A 17,790-nucleotide genomic window follows, 5' to 3' on the forward strand; every position below is an offset into this window, starting at 1 on the left:
GATTACTCGTCACTCGTTACTCGTTATCTTACATTTCCCGTCTCCACTCGAGGGCGCGAATAAGCGTTGCTTGGTCTGCATAATCCAAATCACCTCCAACCGGCATGCCGTGGGCGATTCTGGTAACTTTTACACCCATGGGTTTTAGGATGCCAGCCAAGTACATTGCTGTAGTATCACCCTCGATGGTCGGGTTTGTCGCCAAGATAATTTCTTTAACGTTGTTTTCTATGACCCGTTGCTGAAGCTCGCGGATTCGAAGCGTCTCAGGGCCAATGCCGTCCATCGGTGAAATAAGACCTTGAAGGACGTGATAGGTCCCCCGAAATTCGTTCGTCTTCTCCATGGCAATGACGTCGCGCGGTTCAGCAACCACACAAATAGTTGTTTTATCTCTCTTGTCGCTTCGGCATATATCGCAGATATCTTCATCTGCGAAGTTACAGCATATTTTGCACTGGGTAATGCGTTCCTTGACTTCTTTGATAGCTTCTGCTAGGGTGGCGACCTCATCAGGCGGAGCCTGTAGAATGTAAAATGCAAGCCTTTGCGCTGACTTCGGTCCTATGCCCGGCAGTTTTTCAAGAGCACCTACCAGTTTAGCTAGCGGTTTTGCGTAGTACATTATTTACTCAACCAACAAAATTAGAAAACTGAGTATTGCAAACCTAGACTATGGTCTCTTTGTTTTACATAATGCCTGGAATGGGCAAGCCCCCCGTGGCCGCCTCCATCTTTTTCGCTTTTATTTCATTTGCTTTTCTTATCGCCTCTCTGACGGCACTTGTGACGAGATCTTCTAGCATCTCAACGTCGTTGGGGTCTACAACTTTAGGGTCGATCTTTACTTCTACAATTTCGCCCTTTCCAGTTGCAACCACTTTTATCATGCCGCCGCCTGAGGTAGCTTCTACTCTCTCTTCGTTGAGTTCCTCAGCAGCTCTTTCGATATCTTCATATAGTTTTTTTATTTGCTTCATCATGCCGCCTAGGTTTCCAAGTCCCCCTAGGTTGGCGAATGGATTGCTCATCGTATCCTCCTAAAAATTCCAAGAAGCCTGTTAGTCGTCCACAAGCTCTCCTTCGAACATATCGAGCACGCTGCGAAGTGTTTCGTTGTCATCAGTAGCTGCAGCTGGCTCTTGGAATGGGTCCGGCAAGTCTTCCTCTTCCTCTGGCTTTGGGATCGTCCGCCTAGGAGCTGCTTGTTCGGACGCTGTCTCGCAAATTATCGGAATGTTCGGTGTCCCAAAAACTCGTTCAAAAGCCATTTGGAACGCACGCCGTTTTGATGGAGTGTCAGGCTTCTCCTTCTCGTTCATTATTAATACACAGTGCCCTTCGTGTTTGAAGTGCAAGACAAGTGCATTTCCACGTATAGCCGCCGGTTTGCTCTCACTGAAGAGTACGTGCGCCGGCAGACTTATGCTCCGAACGTGTTGGAGAACCTGGTTCCATTTTTCCAATATTGTATCAAATTCTGGTATTTTTTTCTCGTCGGTTGCTTGTTTTGCCGAAGATGCAGGTCTTGCTTGTCGGATTTCAGGCTGAGTCGATGTTGGCTTCTCACGCCTGTCGGGCTGTGAAGTCGTTTGGGATGGTTCGCTCGGCGCAGAGGCAGGAACAGCTATCTTAGCTTGCTGAGGATTGGCGATTCTGATTGCTTTTAGAAATGCCATCTCGGTGATGAGACGGTGTTGGTCGCTTAAGCGGGCCTCACGCTCAGCTTCCAAGAATGTCTCTACAAGGTTTATTAATTCGGCCTTTTTGAATTTTGCTGCTTGCTGAGCCAACCTTTCTGATGCTTCCTTGCTTGTGCCGAGCACATACTGGTCCTTGGTTACTGAAGCGAATAGAAGGTTTCGAAAGTGCTCAGCAAGAGAACGGAGAAGTTGGCGCAGGTCTTTTCCAGATGCCACCGCCTCTGCTGCCATCTCGAATGCCCCGGGCTCGTCTCCTTCGGCGATGACATCGGCCATTCGGAATAGAAAATCCTGGGTAACTGTGCCAAGAACTTTGTAGACGTCATCTACTCGGAGCTCGCCATCCGTATAGGCAAGCACTTGTTCCATTAGGCTTAATCCATCTCGCCACGAACCGTCTGCATTTAGGGCAATGAGGTCAAGTGCTGCATCTTCGGCTTTGATGCCTTCGCTATTTGCCACATAAGCAAGCCTAGCTCGGATATCTGCAATCGACCCACGTCGAAAGTCAAATTGCTGACATCTAGACCTGATGGTAATTGGTATTTTATGGGGCTCGGTAGTTGCAAGGACAAAAATGACATAGGATGGAGGCTCTTCCAACGTTTTAAGGAATGCATCTTTTGCGTCACCTGAAAGCTGGTGTGCCTCATCGATGATAAAAACCTTGTAGCGAAGAGCCATCGGGGGAAATTTTACGTTCTCGCGAATCTTTGCAACATCGTCAACTCCACGGTTGGATGCAGCATCCATCTCGATAATATCGATTGCCGTTCCCTCATTTATGCTTTTGCATGCGGCACATTCGTTGCAGGGATTTGGAGTTGGTCCCTTCTCACAATTGAGAGCCTTGGCAAGCAAGCGAGCTGTTGTGGTTTTCCCAGTGCCCCTTGTCCCGCAAAATAAATATGCGTGTCCAATTTTCCCGAGTTTGATGGCGTTCTGAAGGGTCCTGGTGATGTGCTCCTGCCCCATTACCTCTTCGAAAGTTTGCGACCTGTATTTTCTGTAGAGTGAGACGTATGCCATTTTTCTTAGTTGACACGAAAATAGCAGTATCCTTGTTGGGATACTGCAAAGCAAATTACCGAATAAGTTTGATCGTGCACCTGCTTTCGATAAGGCACCCCAAGTGATACCGCACGTAGCCAACTCCGGCCAGGAAACCCTGCGGCACACGGGCGAACTTACTTACCGCTGCTTCCTTCCGGACCTGACGGGGTTCATAAGCCGGCCGTTGCGCAGGACCCGGCCATCAGCGCCGCTTGCGGCGGCCGAACCTCAAAGTGCCAGACCTCGAGCAGGAATTCGACCCCGCTATAGCGGATTGCGGGTACAGGGCACCGCTAGCTCCCCGTCTAGCACGATCAAACACTTTAATAATTATACCAGGTCGTTCTTAATATTACCAGTCCGCTAGATTATATCTTCGCGCTTTAGGATAATGACTTTCTTTATCTTTCGGAGGCCCTTGACCGAGTTGTCGGGGTAGTTCTTTACAATAATTCCTTCGCCGCTCCAGCCTACTATGTCTTGTATATCGCGTGCGGCGTTGCGTGGATTGAAGAAAATGCTAAGTTTATATTTGCTGGCTCTAAGCGGATATTGCTTTGGGTCTTTGCTTAGGTCATATTCGCGCGAGAATCTTCCGCCACGCACGACTATGCCGTGGATTCCGGTGTCGTAAACAAGGGTTTGGTTTGGATCAACTTGCCAGCTTGCCTCTTCTAGGGTCGGCTCTTTGTAGCCGAAATCGGTTAAAGTAACTTCCACTCGTGCGCCATCCGGGAGGTTCGTGTGCCCGCTTATGAGAAACTGTTTGGGGCCAAGCCGCCGGAATGTCGCCTCAAAGTTTACAGCTAATGGATGGTTGGCTAGCTTGCTGCGCTCCATTTGTTGGATTACTATTCGATCGTAATTCCTCTTTGAGATAGCAAGATCATACGATGCGTCAGGATCGTTTGGATTTTGCTTGAGCCTGCGCTTGGCGTCGGCTATGCAGTGCTTCCATTGAGCAATGCTTTCGTCTATCCTCCCAGCCCTTTCAAGTGCGTGCGCCACACACCTTTGGACGCGCCCGGGTGCCCCGCGTTCCTGCGCCTGCTTGAGCCAATATGCCGCTTCGTCATAGTTGAGAACCTTCAAGAAGTACATCGTAAAGCCCATTTCGAAATAAAGATCCCAGAGCTCGGAATTGTTTTGTATCCCTTCAAGCAAGAACTTCATGCCGGGATAGAGATATCTTCTATCTGCACGCTCTTCAAAATCTACAAAGTTATAAGCCAAGTGCCATGCCCCAACCGAATATACAACAAGCTGGTGAGGATCAAGCCAGGTAATCATTCGGCTAAGTGGAACAATTGCGTCATAATTGCCGGTATGAAAGAAGTCATTCGCACGAACCCAAAGGAGTCCTGCTACGACTTCGCGAAAGCCAATAACCGTTCCAAACACAAATTGGCTTGGAAGAACAACGGGGTTCGACCCAAATTCGGTAACTACGGAAGCAACACCCCGACCAGGTTGGAATTGTGCACGTTGGGGGTCTATGACCATTTGCAGCTTAATGATTACAGGCAGAAGTATGATGACAATGCATATGAGGATGATTTTAGTGCTTGGCTTCACTTGGTCATCACACCTCCCGCCTCTCAAAAAGTAGTATGGCGATTATTAATACAACCGAGGCATATACGATTGCATATAGGATATTTTCAACGTAATATGTCAGTTCGTTTTTAATTACTACCTCTGGGTGGATTAAAGGATTTTGGGTGAAGAAGTTTGCAAAGTTCGGCACTACGTAATGCAGAAAGGCAAAGAACCATCTCACGATTAACGCTTTCTCAGGTAGTCTGCTTAAGGAAAGTGTTACTGAGGAAAGACTGCCAATTATATACATTGCCGATGTTAGGAAAAAGTTTACAACAGGGGTTGTGAAAACGGAAAACAGAATCGCCAACGATGTTAGGAGAAATACCTGGAAGAATATCATTAGAATGCCTTTGAGTAATGCCCATTCTACGTGCCATCCCATCTTCCAGGCGACCATCGCCATAAAGACGATGGTCATCAATGACAAGTTTACCAAAAGCGTCAAAACACCTCCGACGAATTTTCCCAACAAGAACTCATGTCGCTTAACAGGCTTTGACAAAATCGTGTAAATTGTGCGTTTATCTATCTCCGACGGAATCAGATTGATGCCCATGACGACGGCGATGAACATGCCGGCGATGGCGATAACGCCTAGTCCCATGCTCTTTATGATTATCATCTCTTCGCGCTCGGAGAAAAACGCGAATGATACCGAGAAAGCGATTAGGGCAATGGCTACCAGTAAGAATATGTTTAGGATCTTTTTTCTCCACGCCTCTCCAAATGTGGCTTTTGCAATAACCATTATGCTCATTTGCGTTCCTCCCTGATTGTTTCAACGAAAAGATCCTCAAGTGTCCTACGCTGCGGAATCACGGAAACTATCCGACCATTCATTTGCCGAATCATGTCTATGGCATCGTCAACTTTCGGCCCTGCCTCTTCATGCACAACTATCGAACCATTGTTAGCTTGCAAAGTTGGATACGCTTCGCGTAGCTTTGCGAGTGCTTGCTCGCCTAATCCTTGAGCAGTGATTTCTACTTTACCATGGGCTAGAAGGTCTTTAAGATAGCCGATTTTGAGCAACCTGCCTCTGTTGAGTATTGAGATGCGATCACAGACCATCTCAACGTCTGAAAGCTGGTGCGAGCTTAGGAAGACCGTCTTTCCTTGTTCTTTAAGCTTCAAAATCAAGTCTCGAATATCCATATGTGCAATTGGGTCAAGACCTGATGTGGGTTCGTCAAAGAAGAGTAGCTTGGGGTCATTTACAAGTGCTTGGGCTATACCAATTCTTTGTAGCATGCCTTTTGAATATTGGCTTAAGGGTTTGAACCTATCTGCGTAAAGCCCTACTGTTTTGAGGAGTTCTTCAACTCGGCGTTTGCGCGTGTCAGCGTCGAGGCCGAATAACCTGCCATAGAAGTCGAGAACCTCTTGTCCAGTCATGTATTCGTAGAAATAGGGGCTTTCCGGCAGGTAGCTTATTTCTTTTTTTGTCTCAATATCTCCTGCAGGCTTTCCTAGTACGAATGCTTGCCCGGCTGTAGGGTACGTGAGACCGAGAAGCATTTTGATTGTGGTTGTCTTTCCTGCGCCGTTGGGGCCTAGAAAGCCAAATATTTCACCTTCGTAAACCTCTAGGTTTAAGTTTTCAACTGCGTTGACAAGGCGTTTTGGCATATACAGGCGGTAGGTTTTGGTGTAGCCCTCAATCTTGATCGCAACTCCCATGCATTACCTCCGAGTGGTTCCATAAAAACGGCAGCGAATGCTGCCGTGGCTCAGTATACAGAAGAGCTGATATAGTGTCAAGGTAAATGGCGCCCTTGAATATAGCAGCTACCCCTTGGTTTTTCAGTAACGTTAGTTTAAGCTCTAGTATTACTACGGAATTTAATCCCATTAGGTTCCTAAGTGGCGTTTTGGTGCTGTTGATAGACGATGGTTGAAGCTGTTGGATTATTGATGACGCATGGTACCGGAACAAACTTGGCTAGTTAGGGGGTGGCCATGGTTTTTAAAATATATTTCATCGTTTAAAAACGCATCTAAATATTTTAAAACATTCTTGCGCAATCTTACCGTTTATGCTTCCTGCAATTATAGTTGACAAATGAAGCAAAGGTAGGTATAATTTAAACTAGAAAGTCACAAAGGAGCTTTTCGCGTGCAGTTTGGAGTTTACAACCAGACCAATTGCTGTTTAGTAAGAGAAGGTGTGGTTTGCACCAGCGCAATCAGCGGCATTCGAAGCCGCCGATTGAAGCTTCTCGAGGACAATTTGTCGAAATACCGTAAATCAGTCCTTGAGTATGTCTGCACGTGAACCCGCTTGTGCTATGCATTAAGCGGGTTTTTTCGTTTGAAAGTTCACGTTGGCTTTTCAAGCAATTGGATGGAATAGCAGCTATGAGTCACGAGGTATTAGTTCTAAATAATGATTATGAGCCGCTGAATGTTTGTAACCTAAGGCGGGCGATTGTCCTTGTTTACCTTGGGAAAGCTGAGGTTCTTCACACGAACTCGAAGGTTATAACAACTCTCAACGGGTCGTTTGACTCGCCGACCGTGGTCAAGCTGCGCTATCATGTGAAGCGTCCTATCCCTGAGCTCAAATTATCGCGAAGAAGCATTTTCGCTCGTGACAACTATACCTGTCAGTATTGCGGCCAACAGTCCCATGACCTTACGCTCGACCATGTGATTCCAAAACGACTTGGCGGCAAGTCTACGTGGGAGAACCTCGTCTGCTGTTGTCGGAAGTGCAATAGCAAGAAGGGCGACAAAACTCTTAAAGAAGCTAATATGACACTTATCCGACAGCCACGTCGACCAAGATATGTGCCATTTATAAGCATGACAAAATATCTTGAGGGTGCGCGGAACGAGCATTGGCGTATGTATCTGCCAATCTTTGGCGATCTGCCCGAAGCGGCCTCTTAGCAAAAAGTGTGAAATTTCAATATGGCAACGTTGACTGTCCCCTCAATAAATGTTAAAATTCTAATGTGAGGCGGAGTACCTCAGTTGGTTAGAGGAACCGGCTCATACCCGGTGCGTCGGCGGTTCGAGTCCGCCCTCCGCTACCAGATTCGAAAGCCCGCAAAAGCGGGCTTTCTTGCTTTATAGGTTGTCGATGTAAACCTTTTGCGCGGTGGATAGTACCTAGGGTGGCTGGAGTTTCAACGCCAATTTATCCTCAATGTGAAGCTTTAAGGTGCAAGGGATTCTATTTTCCAGGTTGTAGTCAGCGTATGAGTGCCCGCAAGAATATTGCTACCGGGCGCCGCAAGCGTCCAAATAATGGCCACACTGCCGGATGTAGCGTCTGCGTTTCCCTGAAATACTGGGGTGAATGACGATGAGCTTAGAGTGCCAGAAAAACCTGTCCCGTTAACCGCCGAGCTGGTTGTCCAGCTTATTTTTGATGCAGGTATGTATTCACCGCCTTCTGCTGGACGAGCGAAATTCACAGAATTTGCTTGTATACTTATGCGAATTCCACAGCCTGGTGTAAGGATTGCATCACTAAATTCTGCAACAGTTGGATTTGGAGTACCAATTGTAGGAAATTCAGCATTTGTAACCAGAAAACTTATGGAAGTTGGTAGAGTCATGTTGACACTGTCGCCGTTGGCGTTCCCTAGCATGATTATGTTCAGCGCAAGGCTTAGCATAACGGAAATTTGTATTATGGTCAGTTTTTGACAAGAACAAATGCTAATCATTGCAATTTTGTGTGCCATTCTACTGGCATGATGTGCACCAGCTTCCCCCTTTCGTCAAGGGTGAATTCAATATCGGTTATGCATTTATCAGGTTTGAGTTCGATTTCGATGCTATCGTTGCCACGCACGATATATCGTTTTGGCAGAGCTTCTACTGCAATTCGAATGCGATAGCGGCCAGGTTCTAGATTGCAAAAAGTAAATACCCCATCCCGACCCGTAGCGGTTGCCCGGTCGGCAATGCATACTGGTATATCTGGCAAACCTTCATCAAGGTCAAATCTGCCGTTGCCATTTTTATCTAGATACACTCGGCCTGATACACATCCAAGGGGTATAAGATGAAAATCCAATTCTTGCTTTGATTCCCGTGTGACTGCAATATCACGTATGGCGCTAGTGAGTTTATAATCTGCTGGGACGCTTTCTTCAGCAACAGTTGCTTGGTAGGCTCCTGTTGGGACGCATTTGAAAAGATAACGCCCATGTTTGTCAGTTATGGCGGAATATGGACCCAAGCGAACCGTGATGTTCTCGAGCGGTTGTCCTAATTGATCGGTGACTGTTCCCGCAACTTCCCCGCCGCGTGCTGGGACCCACGTAGGCCAAGTCTTTTTGAGCATCACGAGGAAACCTCGCTTACCACGCAGGTTATCTGCAGATTGGTAAGGGCTTAAACGGCCGTAGTCAAGTATTAGAGATAATCCGTTTGAAAGCTGATGGTCTAGACGAACTCTTAGAAGATCAGAATCCGCTAAATTAGGAAATCCGCTTATGGTTTGCAAGGTGGTTTGCTTGGAAAGCCTGAAGCTTGCGATGAGCTGTTGTTGATTAGCTGCACAGCCGCCTATGGATTGCCTAGTTAGTTGATAGTCAATATGGACTCTTTGGTTTAGCAGCATCGAGAGCGAGCTTATTAAGCTACTGCCGGAATTGTGAATTTCCAGATTTCGACCCGTAAGGCTGTCTACCTTGGAGGAGTTTTCTTGGTAGCGCACGAAGAGGTTTGCTTTGTTTGAAAGTGGTATTGTAACTCCGACGCCGTGCCCTGTTGAAGACTGGTTTAAAACTTTATGTTCTGTGCGGTCAAGTGTTAGAGCCCAGCGCTTCAACAAAGGAAACCTTAATCCGAGGGTTCGGAATAAAGACTCTTGGTCGTTGGCATCTGTAGAGGAGCTGTAACCATAAAAAATAGATGTGGTTGGCGTGATTTGAACAGATGCAAATATACCTGATGAATGACCAAATCCAGAAGGCAGGTGGCGTAGGAATGCGTAAACTTCAAATGGATCCCTATCGCATCGAACTGATAAGTATCTCGATTCGTCTGTCGCTATTTCCCCATTAAGCTGCACATATTCGTTTAAACGCACGGCGTCTCTGTATGTTACTATTGCTTCGGGATTCGTTGTCTTTTCTGTTTTCATATAAGCACCAAGGTAGGGCCACCTTCCGCCGGCATCCCAAGTGTAGCGGATTCCTTTCACTAGACCCCATATCTCGCTGTACAAATCGCCTCCCTCAAAGCCACGGCCTCCTTCTTTGTCAAGCCATCTGAAATGGCTATTATGCAACCGCGTACCTTGGTTTCCTTTGGTAACTAGCGCCCATAAGTCTGTCTCACCACCCCAAACCTTGCCATTTGCCGTCAGTTCAAATCCCCAGTCAAAGCCTTGCACGTGCCCAATGCCAACGCCAATATTGAGCTTCTCCTTTGTCGGAGGTAGATTGATGCTGGAGAGTTTATTCTTGGTAAGTTGGGGCATGTTTTTTTGTTGAGCCCTGGGCTTTGGGATAATAAGTGCTCGCCATCCATCGCCGATATCGTTTTGTTCGTTTAGTCCAGGTATAGGCAATATAGGGCGACTGAAGGTGACGCGCTTGTTGGAGGAATCTACTGTAACAGCGAGACCGCTTAGTTTTGCGATGGCATGGGGATCCAAAAATAAGCAAAAACCCTGTCTCATCGCAGGAAGGGCTAGTGGTGTTACTTCATCACGACAGCTCAGTACCCCGGCGCCGTCAGTCCACTGCCACAGTCTGCCATCTACACTTCTAAGTAGCAGACTTTGCCCTTCAACTGAGGTATGAATACCGAGTGGTGGGCCAATGCCTGTGGAGTTTAGAAGTACGCTCCCTGCTACTGGTATGGGAGAGGCTGCTTGAGTTAGGTCAGTTTCTTCGTAAAACACTGCCCATGATGAGCGTTCAGCATGGCTGTCCGCACACGAAAAAAAACATATGATGCCAGTGATGGCGGTAATGCAAAGAAAAGCTCGAATCGTCGGCATTACCTCCCATCGGTGCCTGCCGGTCTGTTGATTTGTAGTTCTTTCTCGGCTCCCATCAGGTAGTCAAGACCAACGTCAACGATTACTCTGACCTTATATGTGCCAGACGGTAGTATGCTAGGATTGGGTAGGGGAGCGCTGAATTCGCATGTATTCAGCGGCTCCGGTAGCAGTGGCTCACCGCCAATTTGCACCGTAGTAACCGGATTCTGTTCGCCAGGTTTGTAAAACTCAAACGTGCCATTTACTTTGAGGGGAATATTGCCATCGTTTTTCAACGTTACGGCAACTTTTTCAGCCGTGATGCGAACACCGGTGATCTTGGCAGAGCGGGTTGCATTAGGTATCTCAATGAAAATACCAACGGATACCGAACCCCTGAAAATCACTGAAACGCCTGATGGTTTAGGTGCAAGCGGATCAGGAATCTCTTCAACTGTCAAAGCAGCCCAGTAGCCGCCAGGTTCAACCTTGTCAGGTACCCGAATGGTCAGCTTTACAGTCATTGTTTCTCCCGGATTGCAGGTAGCCTCGACCGGGTTTACGGTGCACCAAGGGCCGCAAGATCTTTTAACCGTGCCTGGTGTTGCGAAAAATGTATGATTGTTGTCAGCACTGCGCCACCAATCTTCTAGGCGTACGCGAAAATGTGTGACAGGAGAATCTTTGGCAAGCGTCAAAGTGAAGATATGGTTAAGCACTTGTCCGGGTCTAGCCTTGGTGCTTATATTTGCGGGCGAAAAGTGGAATCCAATGGCGTGCACAGGCGCCTGGGCTGCAAGGACCACAGATATTCCAAAAATGCCCAGAGCGACTGCGCTTCCAATATTGCGCGGCCGCATTACGATTCCTCCCCATCTTTTAAGTATTCAACAGCAAATTGTCCCGACGCTTACCTCTAGCGTAACCCACAGGTTGGTGATATTGAAATTAAACCTAAAGGATTACCCCTTCTTAGGGCGTGAAGCTAGAGAACCTCCATGTTGCTTGGAGTGTATGGTCGCCCGCACGGTCTACGGTCGACTTCGCCGCAAGCGTGAAGACCAATGCATTTGTGGATACTTCACTCGCATTAGCTGTGGACATATCTGCTACTTTGGTGTATGTTCCTACAGCGTCGCTCATACTTGCAGCGTTTCCAGTTCCGCCTGTCCACGATGGGGCGTTCCACGATATGTCTGAACTTGCCCATGTTACCGAACCACCAGACGGTGGAGTAAAGTTAGCGGCGTTTGGGGCAATTTCAATTCTTAGCTTTTTCCCATCGCTGAGAACTATAGAGGTGGCGCTTACGGTTTGGTTGGCGGAGTTTGTGCTCGTCGAAACATCGTTCACACTGAAGGTTACAGATGCGGGTACAGTTACATTTGCTTGCTCAGCAACCGTTGCTGTGAAGGTTGTTGTTTGGGATGTGTCCGGTAGTGTTACAACGGCGGCCCACAACCCGCTGTTTGCGAGCATCATGCTCAAGATTACAGCCACTTTCCTCATATTTATCACCCTTCCCTCCTTGGTAGGATTGATTTATGGACCAAGTTTTTGGTCCCTCGGGCTTTCAGGTCGGTTGCATGTTTTCCCTTTGTCTGGTTATTGAACAAAAAAGTGTCCGCAATCCCGACTTGCTTTTGTCGGCTTCGGACACCCCCTAATTCGCCCTAGTACTTCCCCATCCTTGGGTCCGAGCTGACCAATCTTTTGTTCCATTTTTGTGTATCGGCATACTTTGAAGGTTTCTTTAGGGTTTTTATTAAAAACTCTTTGAACGCAGCAATATTGAAGCTCAAATTATAACCAACAAGTCACCTGCCTTTAGGTTAACGCTTTTGGTGAAAGTGAACGATGTTCCATCTTCTGTAGTGTGGCATTCGATTGGTTGGCAGTTAAGTCTTTTTTTGCCCTTTTATTCCTATCTTGTTGACAGCTTTCTTCACTCCTGCTATGTTTTCACTTGGATGAACAAATGAGCTACGAGATTGGATGGAAAGCGATTAATCTTGAGATGCCAGAGCGGGTGGGGCATACGGAGTACTGTTCACATCCCTTGCTTGTGAAGGCAATTACTGGGGTGGATCCCAGAGAAGATGGAGAAGGCTGGCGGAAGTTCTACGACGCCGTGGGTTATGATTTTATCTGGAGTGCGAACGATGGCCCAGAATGGAAAGGCCGCCGAACAAGCATGGGGCACGCGGTTTTTCAGCAAGACGGCACTGATTATGACCCAAATGTTTACTGTTCGTTTGAGACGCCAGAGGATGTTCTTAGCTTTGACCCAGTCAAGGAGTACGGCATTCCCGACATCGATGAGCGCACGGCTTTTTTTGAAAACGCTTGGCAGAGTGCTCAAGCAGCTTATCCCAACCAGGTAGTCCCCGGAGGCTATTACAAGACGCTTTTCTCCGCGTGTATTCATGCCTTTGGCTGGGAGATGTTTCTATCCTCCGCTCCTCTTGATTATGACCGCTTTGATAGGGTGCTCGAGGGCTTCTACGAAATTTCTTTGGCAAATTTCATAGCGTGGTCGAGAACATCCGCGCCAGTGTTTCTCTGTCATGACGATATGGTCTGGACACAAGGTGCGGTTTTTCACCCGGATTGGTATCGAAAATACATTTTCCCTCGATATAAAAAGTTGTGGTCGGTTATAAAAGATGCCGGAAAAATTGTTCTTTTCTGCTCGGACGGTAATTTTACCGAGTTTATAGACGACATTGCCGAAGCAGGAGCTGATGGATTTATATTCGAGCCATTGACCGACCTTGAGGTTGTGGTTCATAAATATGGTCAGACCAAGGTTATCATTGGGAATGTGGATACTAGGATTCTCACGTTTGGCGACAGGGAAGCAATCCGAAGCGAAGTAGAAAGATGTATGAACCTAGGGAAGCCATGCCCAGGGTTTTTCATTGCAGTAGGTAACCACATTCCTCATAACGTCCCTATTGAAAATGCGCTATATTACTTTGAACTTGTTGATAAGCTTGGCAGGCGGTAATATTGCCGCTTGGTTTTACTAGTACACAAACTGCTTGCCTATTTAAAAATTTTAAACGAGTTATTAAAAAGCTTGACATTCTGGCCTGTTGCGTGTTATCATCCTAGTTGAAAGTAGAAAACCGCTAGGGGTGCTGCCGAGCAGCTGAGACTCCGACGTAAGCGGAGGTCCCTTTGAACCTGATCCGGGTAATGCCGGCGTAGGGAAGCGGAGAGATCTCTTCAACCGAAGGCCTCAAAAGCGAGTTTCTCGTTGTCCGCTTAGCATCCCCCTGGCATAAATTTCAATCAAACACCAAGGAGGAAGCAAATGATTGGTAAGGTTTCAGATTTAGATGTTTCACGCCTTATTATTCAAGACTATTACGAGGTGCTGAGAAACTCTCTTGAGTCGGATGTTATAATTGTGGGCGGGGGTCCAAGCGGACTGGTCGCAGGTTATACACTTGCGGAGCAGAACAAAAAGGTGGTAATTATGGAGAAAAGGCTGTCACCTGGCGGCGGCATTTGGGGTGGAGGCAAAGGTTTCAACAAGGTTGTTTTGGAATCTTCGGTTGGGGACATTCTCCGCGAGTTGGACATATCATTTGAAGAAAATGACGGTTATATTGTAGTTTCATCAGTTCTCCTAGCAGCATCCCTTATCAAGAAAACTGTCGAGAGTGGGGCAATTTTGCTCAATCTTTTTTCAATTGAGGATGTTTACTTTAACGAAAACCACGAAATCGCAGGTGTGGTTGTCAATGATACAGCATACAAGATGACGAACCTTCATGTAGATCCTCTCACATTTTGTAGCAAAATTGTTATGGATAGCACCGGCCATGATGCAGTTGTGTGCAATTGTCTTGCACGGCGTGGATTAATTCAATTAAAGGGCGAGCAGCCGATGAATGCACAACTAGGCGAAGAGGGTGTAGTAGAAGGCACAAGGGAGATTTATCCAGGGCTGATAGTGACGGGCATGGCGTCTGCACAGTTCCATGGGACTTGTCGAATGGGACCAATCTTCGGAGGCATGCTTCTATCAGGCAAAAAAGCAGCAAAAATCGCAATTGAGAAACTGGCTAAGGGCTGCTAGGGCATAAGCAGTTGCTGGAATAAAGCCGATGGAATTAAAGTATTAAATAAAGATGGGAGAGCTTAGAAATGCCAGATGAACCAGGAATAGAAACTTTATCGCTACACGCGGGCCATAAGCCAGATTCAGAGACAAATTCGCGCGCAGTCCCAATTTATCAGACTACATCCTATGTCTTTAATTCGGCAGAACATGCCGCGAAGCTTTTTAGCCTGGAGGAGTTCGGCAACATCTACACGCGAATAATGAACCCCACAACCGATGTTCTTGAAAAGCGCCTAGCTGCAATGGATGGTGGGACAGGTGCACTGGCTGTAGCGTCTGGGCAGTCAGCGATTGCACTTGCAGTTCTAAACATCACTCGCTCAGGGCAAAATATAGTCTCTTCGAAATACCTTTATGGCGGTACATATACATTATTCAACTATACATTACGCAAGTTGGGCATTGAGGTCCGCTTTGTGGATTCATCGGATCCAGCCAATGTTGAGGCTGCGATTGATGAGAACACGCGGCTTGTCTACGCTGAGTCAATCGCCAATCCGAAGAACAATATTGACGACTTCCCAGCGGTCGCCGAGATTGCTCACAAGCACGGAATTCCATATATTGTTGATAACACCGTTTCGCCGCCACCTCTTCTGCGCCCGTTTGATTTTGGCGCGGATATAGTTGTTTACTCGCTTACGAAGTTCATAGGAGGTCATGGCACGAGTATCGGCGGTGCGATAGTCGAGTCAGGCAAATTCAATTGGGATAATGGAAAATTTCCAGAGATAACTGAGCCCGACCCGTCCTATCATGGCGTTAACTACTGGGAGTCATTTGGTCAACATAGCAGGGCAAAAGTTCCTGGTATTGCTTATGTTTTTAAAGCACGAGTGCAATTACTCCGAGATCTTGGGCCTGCGTTGTCACCCTTTAACTCGTTCTTGTTCCTGCAGGGATTGGAAACTTTGCCGCTGCGCATCCGCCAGCAATCGGCAAATGCATTGGCTGTTGCAAAGTGGTTGGAGTCGCACCCGGCGGTCAGCTGGGTAAACTATCCTGGGTTGCCAAGCCATCCAAATCATGAGAGAGCAAAGCGATTCCTTAAAGAGGGTTGTGGTGCAATTATTGGCTTTGGAATTAAAGGTGGTATGGAAGCTGGTATAAAGCTGATAGATTCGGTGAAGCTGATTTCTCATCTTGCCAATATTGGCGATTCCAAAAGCCTAATAATCCATCCTGCTTCCACGACTCACCAACAACTTACCCCTGAGGAAAGAATATCGTCAGGCGTGACGGATGATTTTGTTAGGTTTTCGGTGGGTTTGGAGAGCTTGAGCGATATTTTAGCGGATTTGGATCAGGCGCTGAGGAAGTCACAGGAGTAATTGAGGACTGAGTGTTTATCTCAAGCTTGCATGACATTATGAAATTTGCTATCCTTTACCTTCGTTAGTGCAACGGCAGAGTTGGAGCTTGAGAGGTAGCGATTTTTGAATCCTTTTTGGTGGTTATTAGCCTGCTAATAGGTGGATAAATGTCAGAGAATGGTTCAGTAGGCTATGTTGAAACAAAATATTTCACATTCGCTGAGCCGCCGAATGAGATGCAGCTCGAATGTGGGCGGAAGCTGGGTCCTATTACTCTTGCCTATGAAACATACGGCGAGCTAAACAAAGCAAAGGATAACGCAATCCTTGTACTTCATGCACTTTCGGGAAGTGCTCACGTAGCGGGACCAAATCAGGGCGACCAGGATCCCCCTTGGTGGGATACCATGGTAGGCCCCGGCAAGGCATTAGACACAAACAAGTATTTTATAATTTGTTCAAATGTTATCGGTGGTTGCAAGGGTTCTACAGGTCCAAGCTCGATAAATCCCGCAACTGGTAGACCCTATGCACTCTCATTCCCTGTAGTCACAATAAGTGACATGGTAAATGCACAAAAACATTTGATTGACTACCTCGGCATAGAGCGCTTGCTGTGTGTTATAGGCGGTTCAATGGGTGGTATGCAAGCCCTCCAATGGTGTGTAAGCTATCCTGACATGGTAAAGCTCGCTGTGCCAATTGCTACCACAAGCTGTCTATCGGCCCAAGCTATTGGTTTCAATGAAGTAGGCAGGCAAGCAATCATGTCCGACCCAGATTGGATGAATGGCGAATACTACGGCAAAACAGTGCCCCGAAGAGGATTGGCTATCGCAAGGATGATAGGACACATAACCTACTTGTCGGAAGAAGCTATGCACCGAAAATTTGGACGTCAGCTACAAGACAAGGCAGAGTATGGGTACGACTTCGTAACCGATTTCCAGGTTGAAAGCTATTTACGCTATAAGGGCGACCACTTCGTTAAGCGGTTTGATGCGAATTCTTACCTATATATTACGAAGGCTATGGATTACTTTGACCTTACTATGCCGAGTGGCTCGCTCAAAGAGACATTCAAAGTAGTAAAAGCGAAATTTCTCATCATTTCATTTTCATCCGACTGGCTCTTTCCTACACATCAGTCTAAAGAAATTGTGAGTGCATGTAGGTACAATAACCTGGATGTCATTTTTACGGAGATTCAGACAGATTACGGTCATGATGCTTTTCTGCTTGAGTCAAAACAACTTACACACTTGATCTCTAATTTCCTAGAATATGGTTGGAAAAGGACGCAATAGCTATGGCATGCGTTGAGGAAGTTCATACGAAAGACGGCCACATTCTTCATTTGGCGCCCGAGCACAAATTAATTATTGATTTAGTTGAGGAAGGCAGCCGAGTGCTTGACCTTGGATGTGGTGGGGGTGATTTACTGAAAGCATTGAAGGACAAGAAGGGCGTCAGAGCAGAGGGCATTGACTTATCCGAAGAATGCATCCAGGCGTGTGTGGCAAAGGGTCTCTTTAACGTTCATCATGGTGATCTAGACGAGGGTCTTGCTGATTATGCAGACCAATCAGTTGATTACGTTATCCTGACAAACACCATCCAAGTGCTCCACCGACCGCTGTTTCTTATTAAAGAAATGGCAAGAGTCGGTAAAAAGTGCATCATAAGCTTCCCGAATTTCGGCCATTGGTCAATTCGGTTTCAGTTGTTATTCAAAGGCAGGATGCCCAAAAATGCCAGGTTACCATACGAATGGTATGACACGCCAAATATTCACCTCACAACAATCGCGGACTTCTACGATTTTTGCAAGGTTGCTGACCTGCGTGTCCTCAAAGTCATTCCCCTCCGAACTGTGGGGGAAGGTGAGTGTAAAATTGTGCGCCTTCTGCCAAATTTCTTTGCCGATGCGGCAATTTTCGTCGTAGAGCCAGAAAGATAGACACTTTTAGATAAGTTAATTGTCGTTTGCAGAGTCTGCACCTCGAATTTTTGCCTCTTTATGGCAGATAGTGC

17 protein-coding genes, 1 tRNA gene, 1 other RNA gene and 1 riboswitch are annotated in these 17,790 nt (G+C 46.9%); of the genes, 8 read left to right on the forward strand and 11 right to left on the reverse strand.

What is annotated here, in order from left to right:
- Positions 1-28: 28 nt before the first annotated feature.
- From recR to K6T99_00355, 7 genes are all read right to left on the reverse strand, one after another.
- A complete protein-coding gene (gene recR, locus K6T99_00325) occupies positions 29-625 on the reverse strand; it encodes a recombination mediator RecR (protein ID MCL6518259.1) in 597 nt (198 codons plus the stop codon).
- A 64-nt stretch (positions 626-689) separates the two neighbouring features.
- On the reverse strand, positions 690-1,031 hold the full coding sequence (locus K6T99_00330; protein ID MCL6518260.1) for a YbaB/EbfC family nucleoid-associated protein: 342 nt from the start codon (positions 1,029-1,031) through the stop codon (positions 690-692).
- 30 nt (positions 1,032-1,061) lie between these two features.
- Positions 1,062-2,732: a DNA polymerase III subunit gamma/tau gene (dnaX, locus tag K6T99_00335; GenBank protein ID MCL6518261.1), complete on the reverse strand. Its 1,671-nt coding sequence runs from the start codon at positions 2,730-2,732 to the stop codon at positions 1,062-1,064.
- Between the two features lie 72 nt (positions 2,733-2,804).
- Positions 2,805-3,070: signal recognition particle sRNA large type (gene ffs, locus K6T99_00340), an RNA gene on the reverse strand.
- A 49-nt stretch (positions 3,071-3,119) separates the two neighbouring features.
- Positions 3,120-4,331: a hypothetical protein gene (locus tag K6T99_00345; protein ID MCL6518262.1), complete on the reverse strand. Its 1,212-nt coding sequence runs from the start codon at positions 4,329-4,331 to the stop codon at positions 3,120-3,122.
- Between the two features lie 7 nt (positions 4,332-4,338).
- Entirely contained in the window at positions 4,339-5,115 is a 777-nt protein-coding gene (locus K6T99_00350) for an ABC transporter permease (GenBank protein ID MCL6518263.1), read from the reverse strand.
- Positions 5,112-5,987 (reverse strand): ABC transporter ATP-binding protein, encoded by an 876-nt coding sequence (locus K6T99_00355; GenBank protein ID MCL6518264.1) that lies wholly within the window; start codon positions 5,985-5,987, stop codon positions 5,112-5,114. Before K6T99_00355 ends, K6T99_00350 begins: the two co-directional genes overlap by 4 nt.
- Before the next feature lie 487 nt (positions 5,988-6,474).
- Here K6T99_00355 and K6T99_00360 point away from each other — a divergent pair, with 487 nt between their 5' ends.
- From K6T99_00360 to K6T99_00370, 3 genes are all read left to right on the forward strand, one after another.
- Complete coding sequence (locus K6T99_00360) at positions 6,475-6,633, forward strand: hypothetical protein (protein ID MCL6518265.1); 159 nt, start codon at positions 6,475-6,477, stop codon at positions 6,631-6,633.
- An 83-nt stretch (positions 6,634-6,716) separates the two neighbouring features.
- Positions 6,717-7,250, forward strand: coding sequence for an HNH endonuclease (locus K6T99_00365; GenBank protein MCL6518266.1), 534 nt, complete (start codon positions 6,717-6,719; stop codon positions 7,248-7,250).
- A 69-nt stretch (positions 7,251-7,319) separates the two neighbouring features.
- A tRNA-Met gene (locus tag K6T99_00370) sits at positions 7,320-7,396 on the forward strand.
- Positions 7,397-7,519: 123 nt separating this feature from the next.
- Here the strand turns inward: K6T99_00370 and K6T99_00375 are convergent.
- The 4 genes from K6T99_00375 to K6T99_00390 form a co-directional block, all read right to left on the reverse strand.
- A complete protein-coding gene (locus tag K6T99_00375) occupies positions 7,520-8,053 on the reverse strand; it encodes a hypothetical protein (protein ID MCL6518267.1) in 534 nt (177 codons plus the stop codon).
- Positions 8,032-10,326 carry a carboxypeptidase regulatory-like domain-containing protein gene (locus K6T99_00380; GenBank protein ID MCL6518268.1) on the reverse strand — a complete coding sequence of 765 codons (2,295 nt, stop codon included), beginning with the start codon at positions 10,324-10,326 and terminating at the stop codon, positions 8,032-8,034. Before K6T99_00380 ends, K6T99_00375 begins: the two co-directional genes overlap by 22 nt.
- A complete protein-coding gene (locus tag K6T99_00385; GenBank protein MCL6518269.1) occupies positions 10,326-11,168 on the reverse strand; it encodes a hypothetical protein in 843 nt (280 codons plus the stop codon). Before K6T99_00385 ends, K6T99_00380 begins: the two co-directional genes overlap by 1 nt.
- A 112-nt stretch (positions 11,169-11,280) precedes the next feature.
- Positions 11,281-11,817 (reverse strand): hypothetical protein, encoded by a 537-nt coding sequence (locus tag K6T99_00390; GenBank protein MCL6518270.1) that lies wholly within the window; start codon positions 11,815-11,817, stop codon positions 11,281-11,283.
- A gap of 469 nt (positions 11,818-12,286) precedes the next feature.
- On the opposite strand from K6T99_00390, the gene K6T99_00395 reads away from it, so the two are divergent.
- The 5 genes from K6T99_00395 to metW all read left to right on the forward strand — a co-directional run bounded on the left by K6T99_00395 (position 12,287) and on the right by metW (position 17,716).
- On the forward strand, positions 12,287-13,318 hold the full coding sequence (locus K6T99_00395; GenBank protein ID MCL6518271.1) for a hypothetical protein: 1,032 nt from the start codon (positions 12,287-12,289) through the stop codon (positions 13,316-13,318).
- A gap of 116 nt (positions 13,319-13,434) precedes the next feature.
- Positions 13,435-13,541: riboswitch (TPP riboswitch) on the forward strand.
- 86 nt (positions 13,542-13,627) lie between these two features.
- Positions 13,628-14,398 carry a sulfide-dependent adenosine diphosphate thiazole synthase gene (locus tag K6T99_00400; protein MCL6518272.1) on the forward strand — a complete coding sequence of 257 codons (771 nt, stop codon included), beginning with the start codon at positions 13,628-13,630 and terminating at the stop codon, positions 14,396-14,398.
- Between the two features lie 68 nt (positions 14,399-14,466).
- Complete coding sequence (locus K6T99_00405; GenBank protein ID MCL6518273.1) at positions 14,467-15,774, forward strand: O-acetylhomoserine aminocarboxypropyltransferase/cysteine synthase; 1,308 nt, start codon at positions 14,467-14,469, stop codon at positions 15,772-15,774.
- A 149-nt stretch (positions 15,775-15,923) separates the two neighbouring features.
- Positions 15,924-17,063: a homoserine O-acetyltransferase gene (locus tag K6T99_00410; protein ID MCL6518274.1), complete on the forward strand. Its 1,140-nt coding sequence runs from the start codon at positions 15,924-15,926 to the stop codon at positions 17,061-17,063.
- A gap of 2 nt (positions 17,064-17,065) precedes the next feature.
- Positions 17,066-17,716, forward strand: a complete 651-nt coding sequence (gene metW / locus K6T99_00415) for a methionine biosynthesis protein MetW (GenBank protein MCL6518275.1) — start codon at positions 17,066-17,068, stop codon at positions 17,714-17,716.
- The last annotated feature ends 74 nt before the right edge of the window (positions 17,717-17,790 follow it).

It is taken from the genome of Armatimonadota bacterium (genome assembly GCA_023511795.1).
Classification (GTDB): Bacteria; Armatimonadota; UBA5829; order DTJY01; family DTJY01; genus JAIMAU01.

What these genes read in the sequence shown, in the direction of transcription:
- recR (MCL6518259.1), bottom strand. Translation starts at nt 625, where the DNA reads ATGTACTACGCAAAACCGCTAGCTAAACTGGTAGGTGCTCTTGAAAAA.
- K6T99_00330 (MCL6518260.1), bottom strand. Translation starts at nt 1,031, where the DNA reads ATGAGCAATCCATTCGCCAACCTAGGGGGACTTGGAAACCTAGGCGGC.
- dnaX (MCL6518261.1), bottom strand. Translation starts at nt 2,732, where the DNA reads ATGGCATACGTCTCACTCTACAGAAAATACAGGTCGCAAACTTTCGAA.
- K6T99_00350 (MCL6518263.1), bottom strand. Translation starts at nt 5,115, where the DNA reads ATGAGCATAATGGTTATTGCAAAAGCCACATTTGGAGAGGCGTGGAGA.
- K6T99_00355 (MCL6518264.1), bottom strand. Translation starts at nt 5,987, where the DNA reads ATGCCAAAACGCCTTGTCAACGCAGTTGAAAACTTAAACCTAGAGGTT.
- K6T99_00365 (MCL6518266.1), top strand. Translation starts at nt 6,717, where the DNA reads ATGAGTCACGAGGTATTAGTTCTAAATAATGATTATGAGCCGCTGAAT.
- K6T99_00375 (MCL6518267.1), bottom strand. Translation starts at nt 8,053, where the DNA reads ATGGCACACAAAATTGCAATGATTAGCATTTGTTCTTGTCAAAAACTG.
- K6T99_00380 (MCL6518268.1), bottom strand. Translation starts at nt 10,326, where the DNA reads ATGCCGACGATTCGAGCTTTTCTTTGCATTACCGCCATCACTGGCATC.
- K6T99_00385 (MCL6518269.1), bottom strand. Translation starts at nt 11,168, where the DNA reads ATGCGGCCGCGCAATATTGGAAGCGCAGTCGCTCTGGGCATTTTTGGA.
- K6T99_00390 (MCL6518270.1), bottom strand. Translation starts at nt 11,817, where the DNA reads ATGAGGAAAGTGGCTGTAATCTTGAGCATGATGCTCGCAAACAGCGGG.
- K6T99_00395 (MCL6518271.1), top strand. Translation starts at nt 12,287, where the DNA reads ATGAGCTACGAGATTGGATGGAAAGCGATTAATCTTGAGATGCCAGAG.
- K6T99_00400 (MCL6518272.1), top strand. Translation starts at nt 13,628, where the DNA reads ATGATTGGTAAGGTTTCAGATTTAGATGTTTCACGCCTTATTATTCAA.
- K6T99_00405 (MCL6518273.1), top strand. Translation starts at nt 14,467, where the DNA reads ATGCCAGATGAACCAGGAATAGAAACTTTATCGCTACACGCGGGCCAT.
- K6T99_00410 (MCL6518274.1), top strand. Translation starts at nt 15,924, where the DNA reads ATGTCAGAGAATGGTTCAGTAGGCTATGTTGAAACAAAATATTTCACA.
- metW (MCL6518275.1), top strand. Translation starts at nt 17,066, where the DNA reads ATGGCATGCGTTGAGGAAGTTCATACGAAAGACGGCCACATTCTTCAT.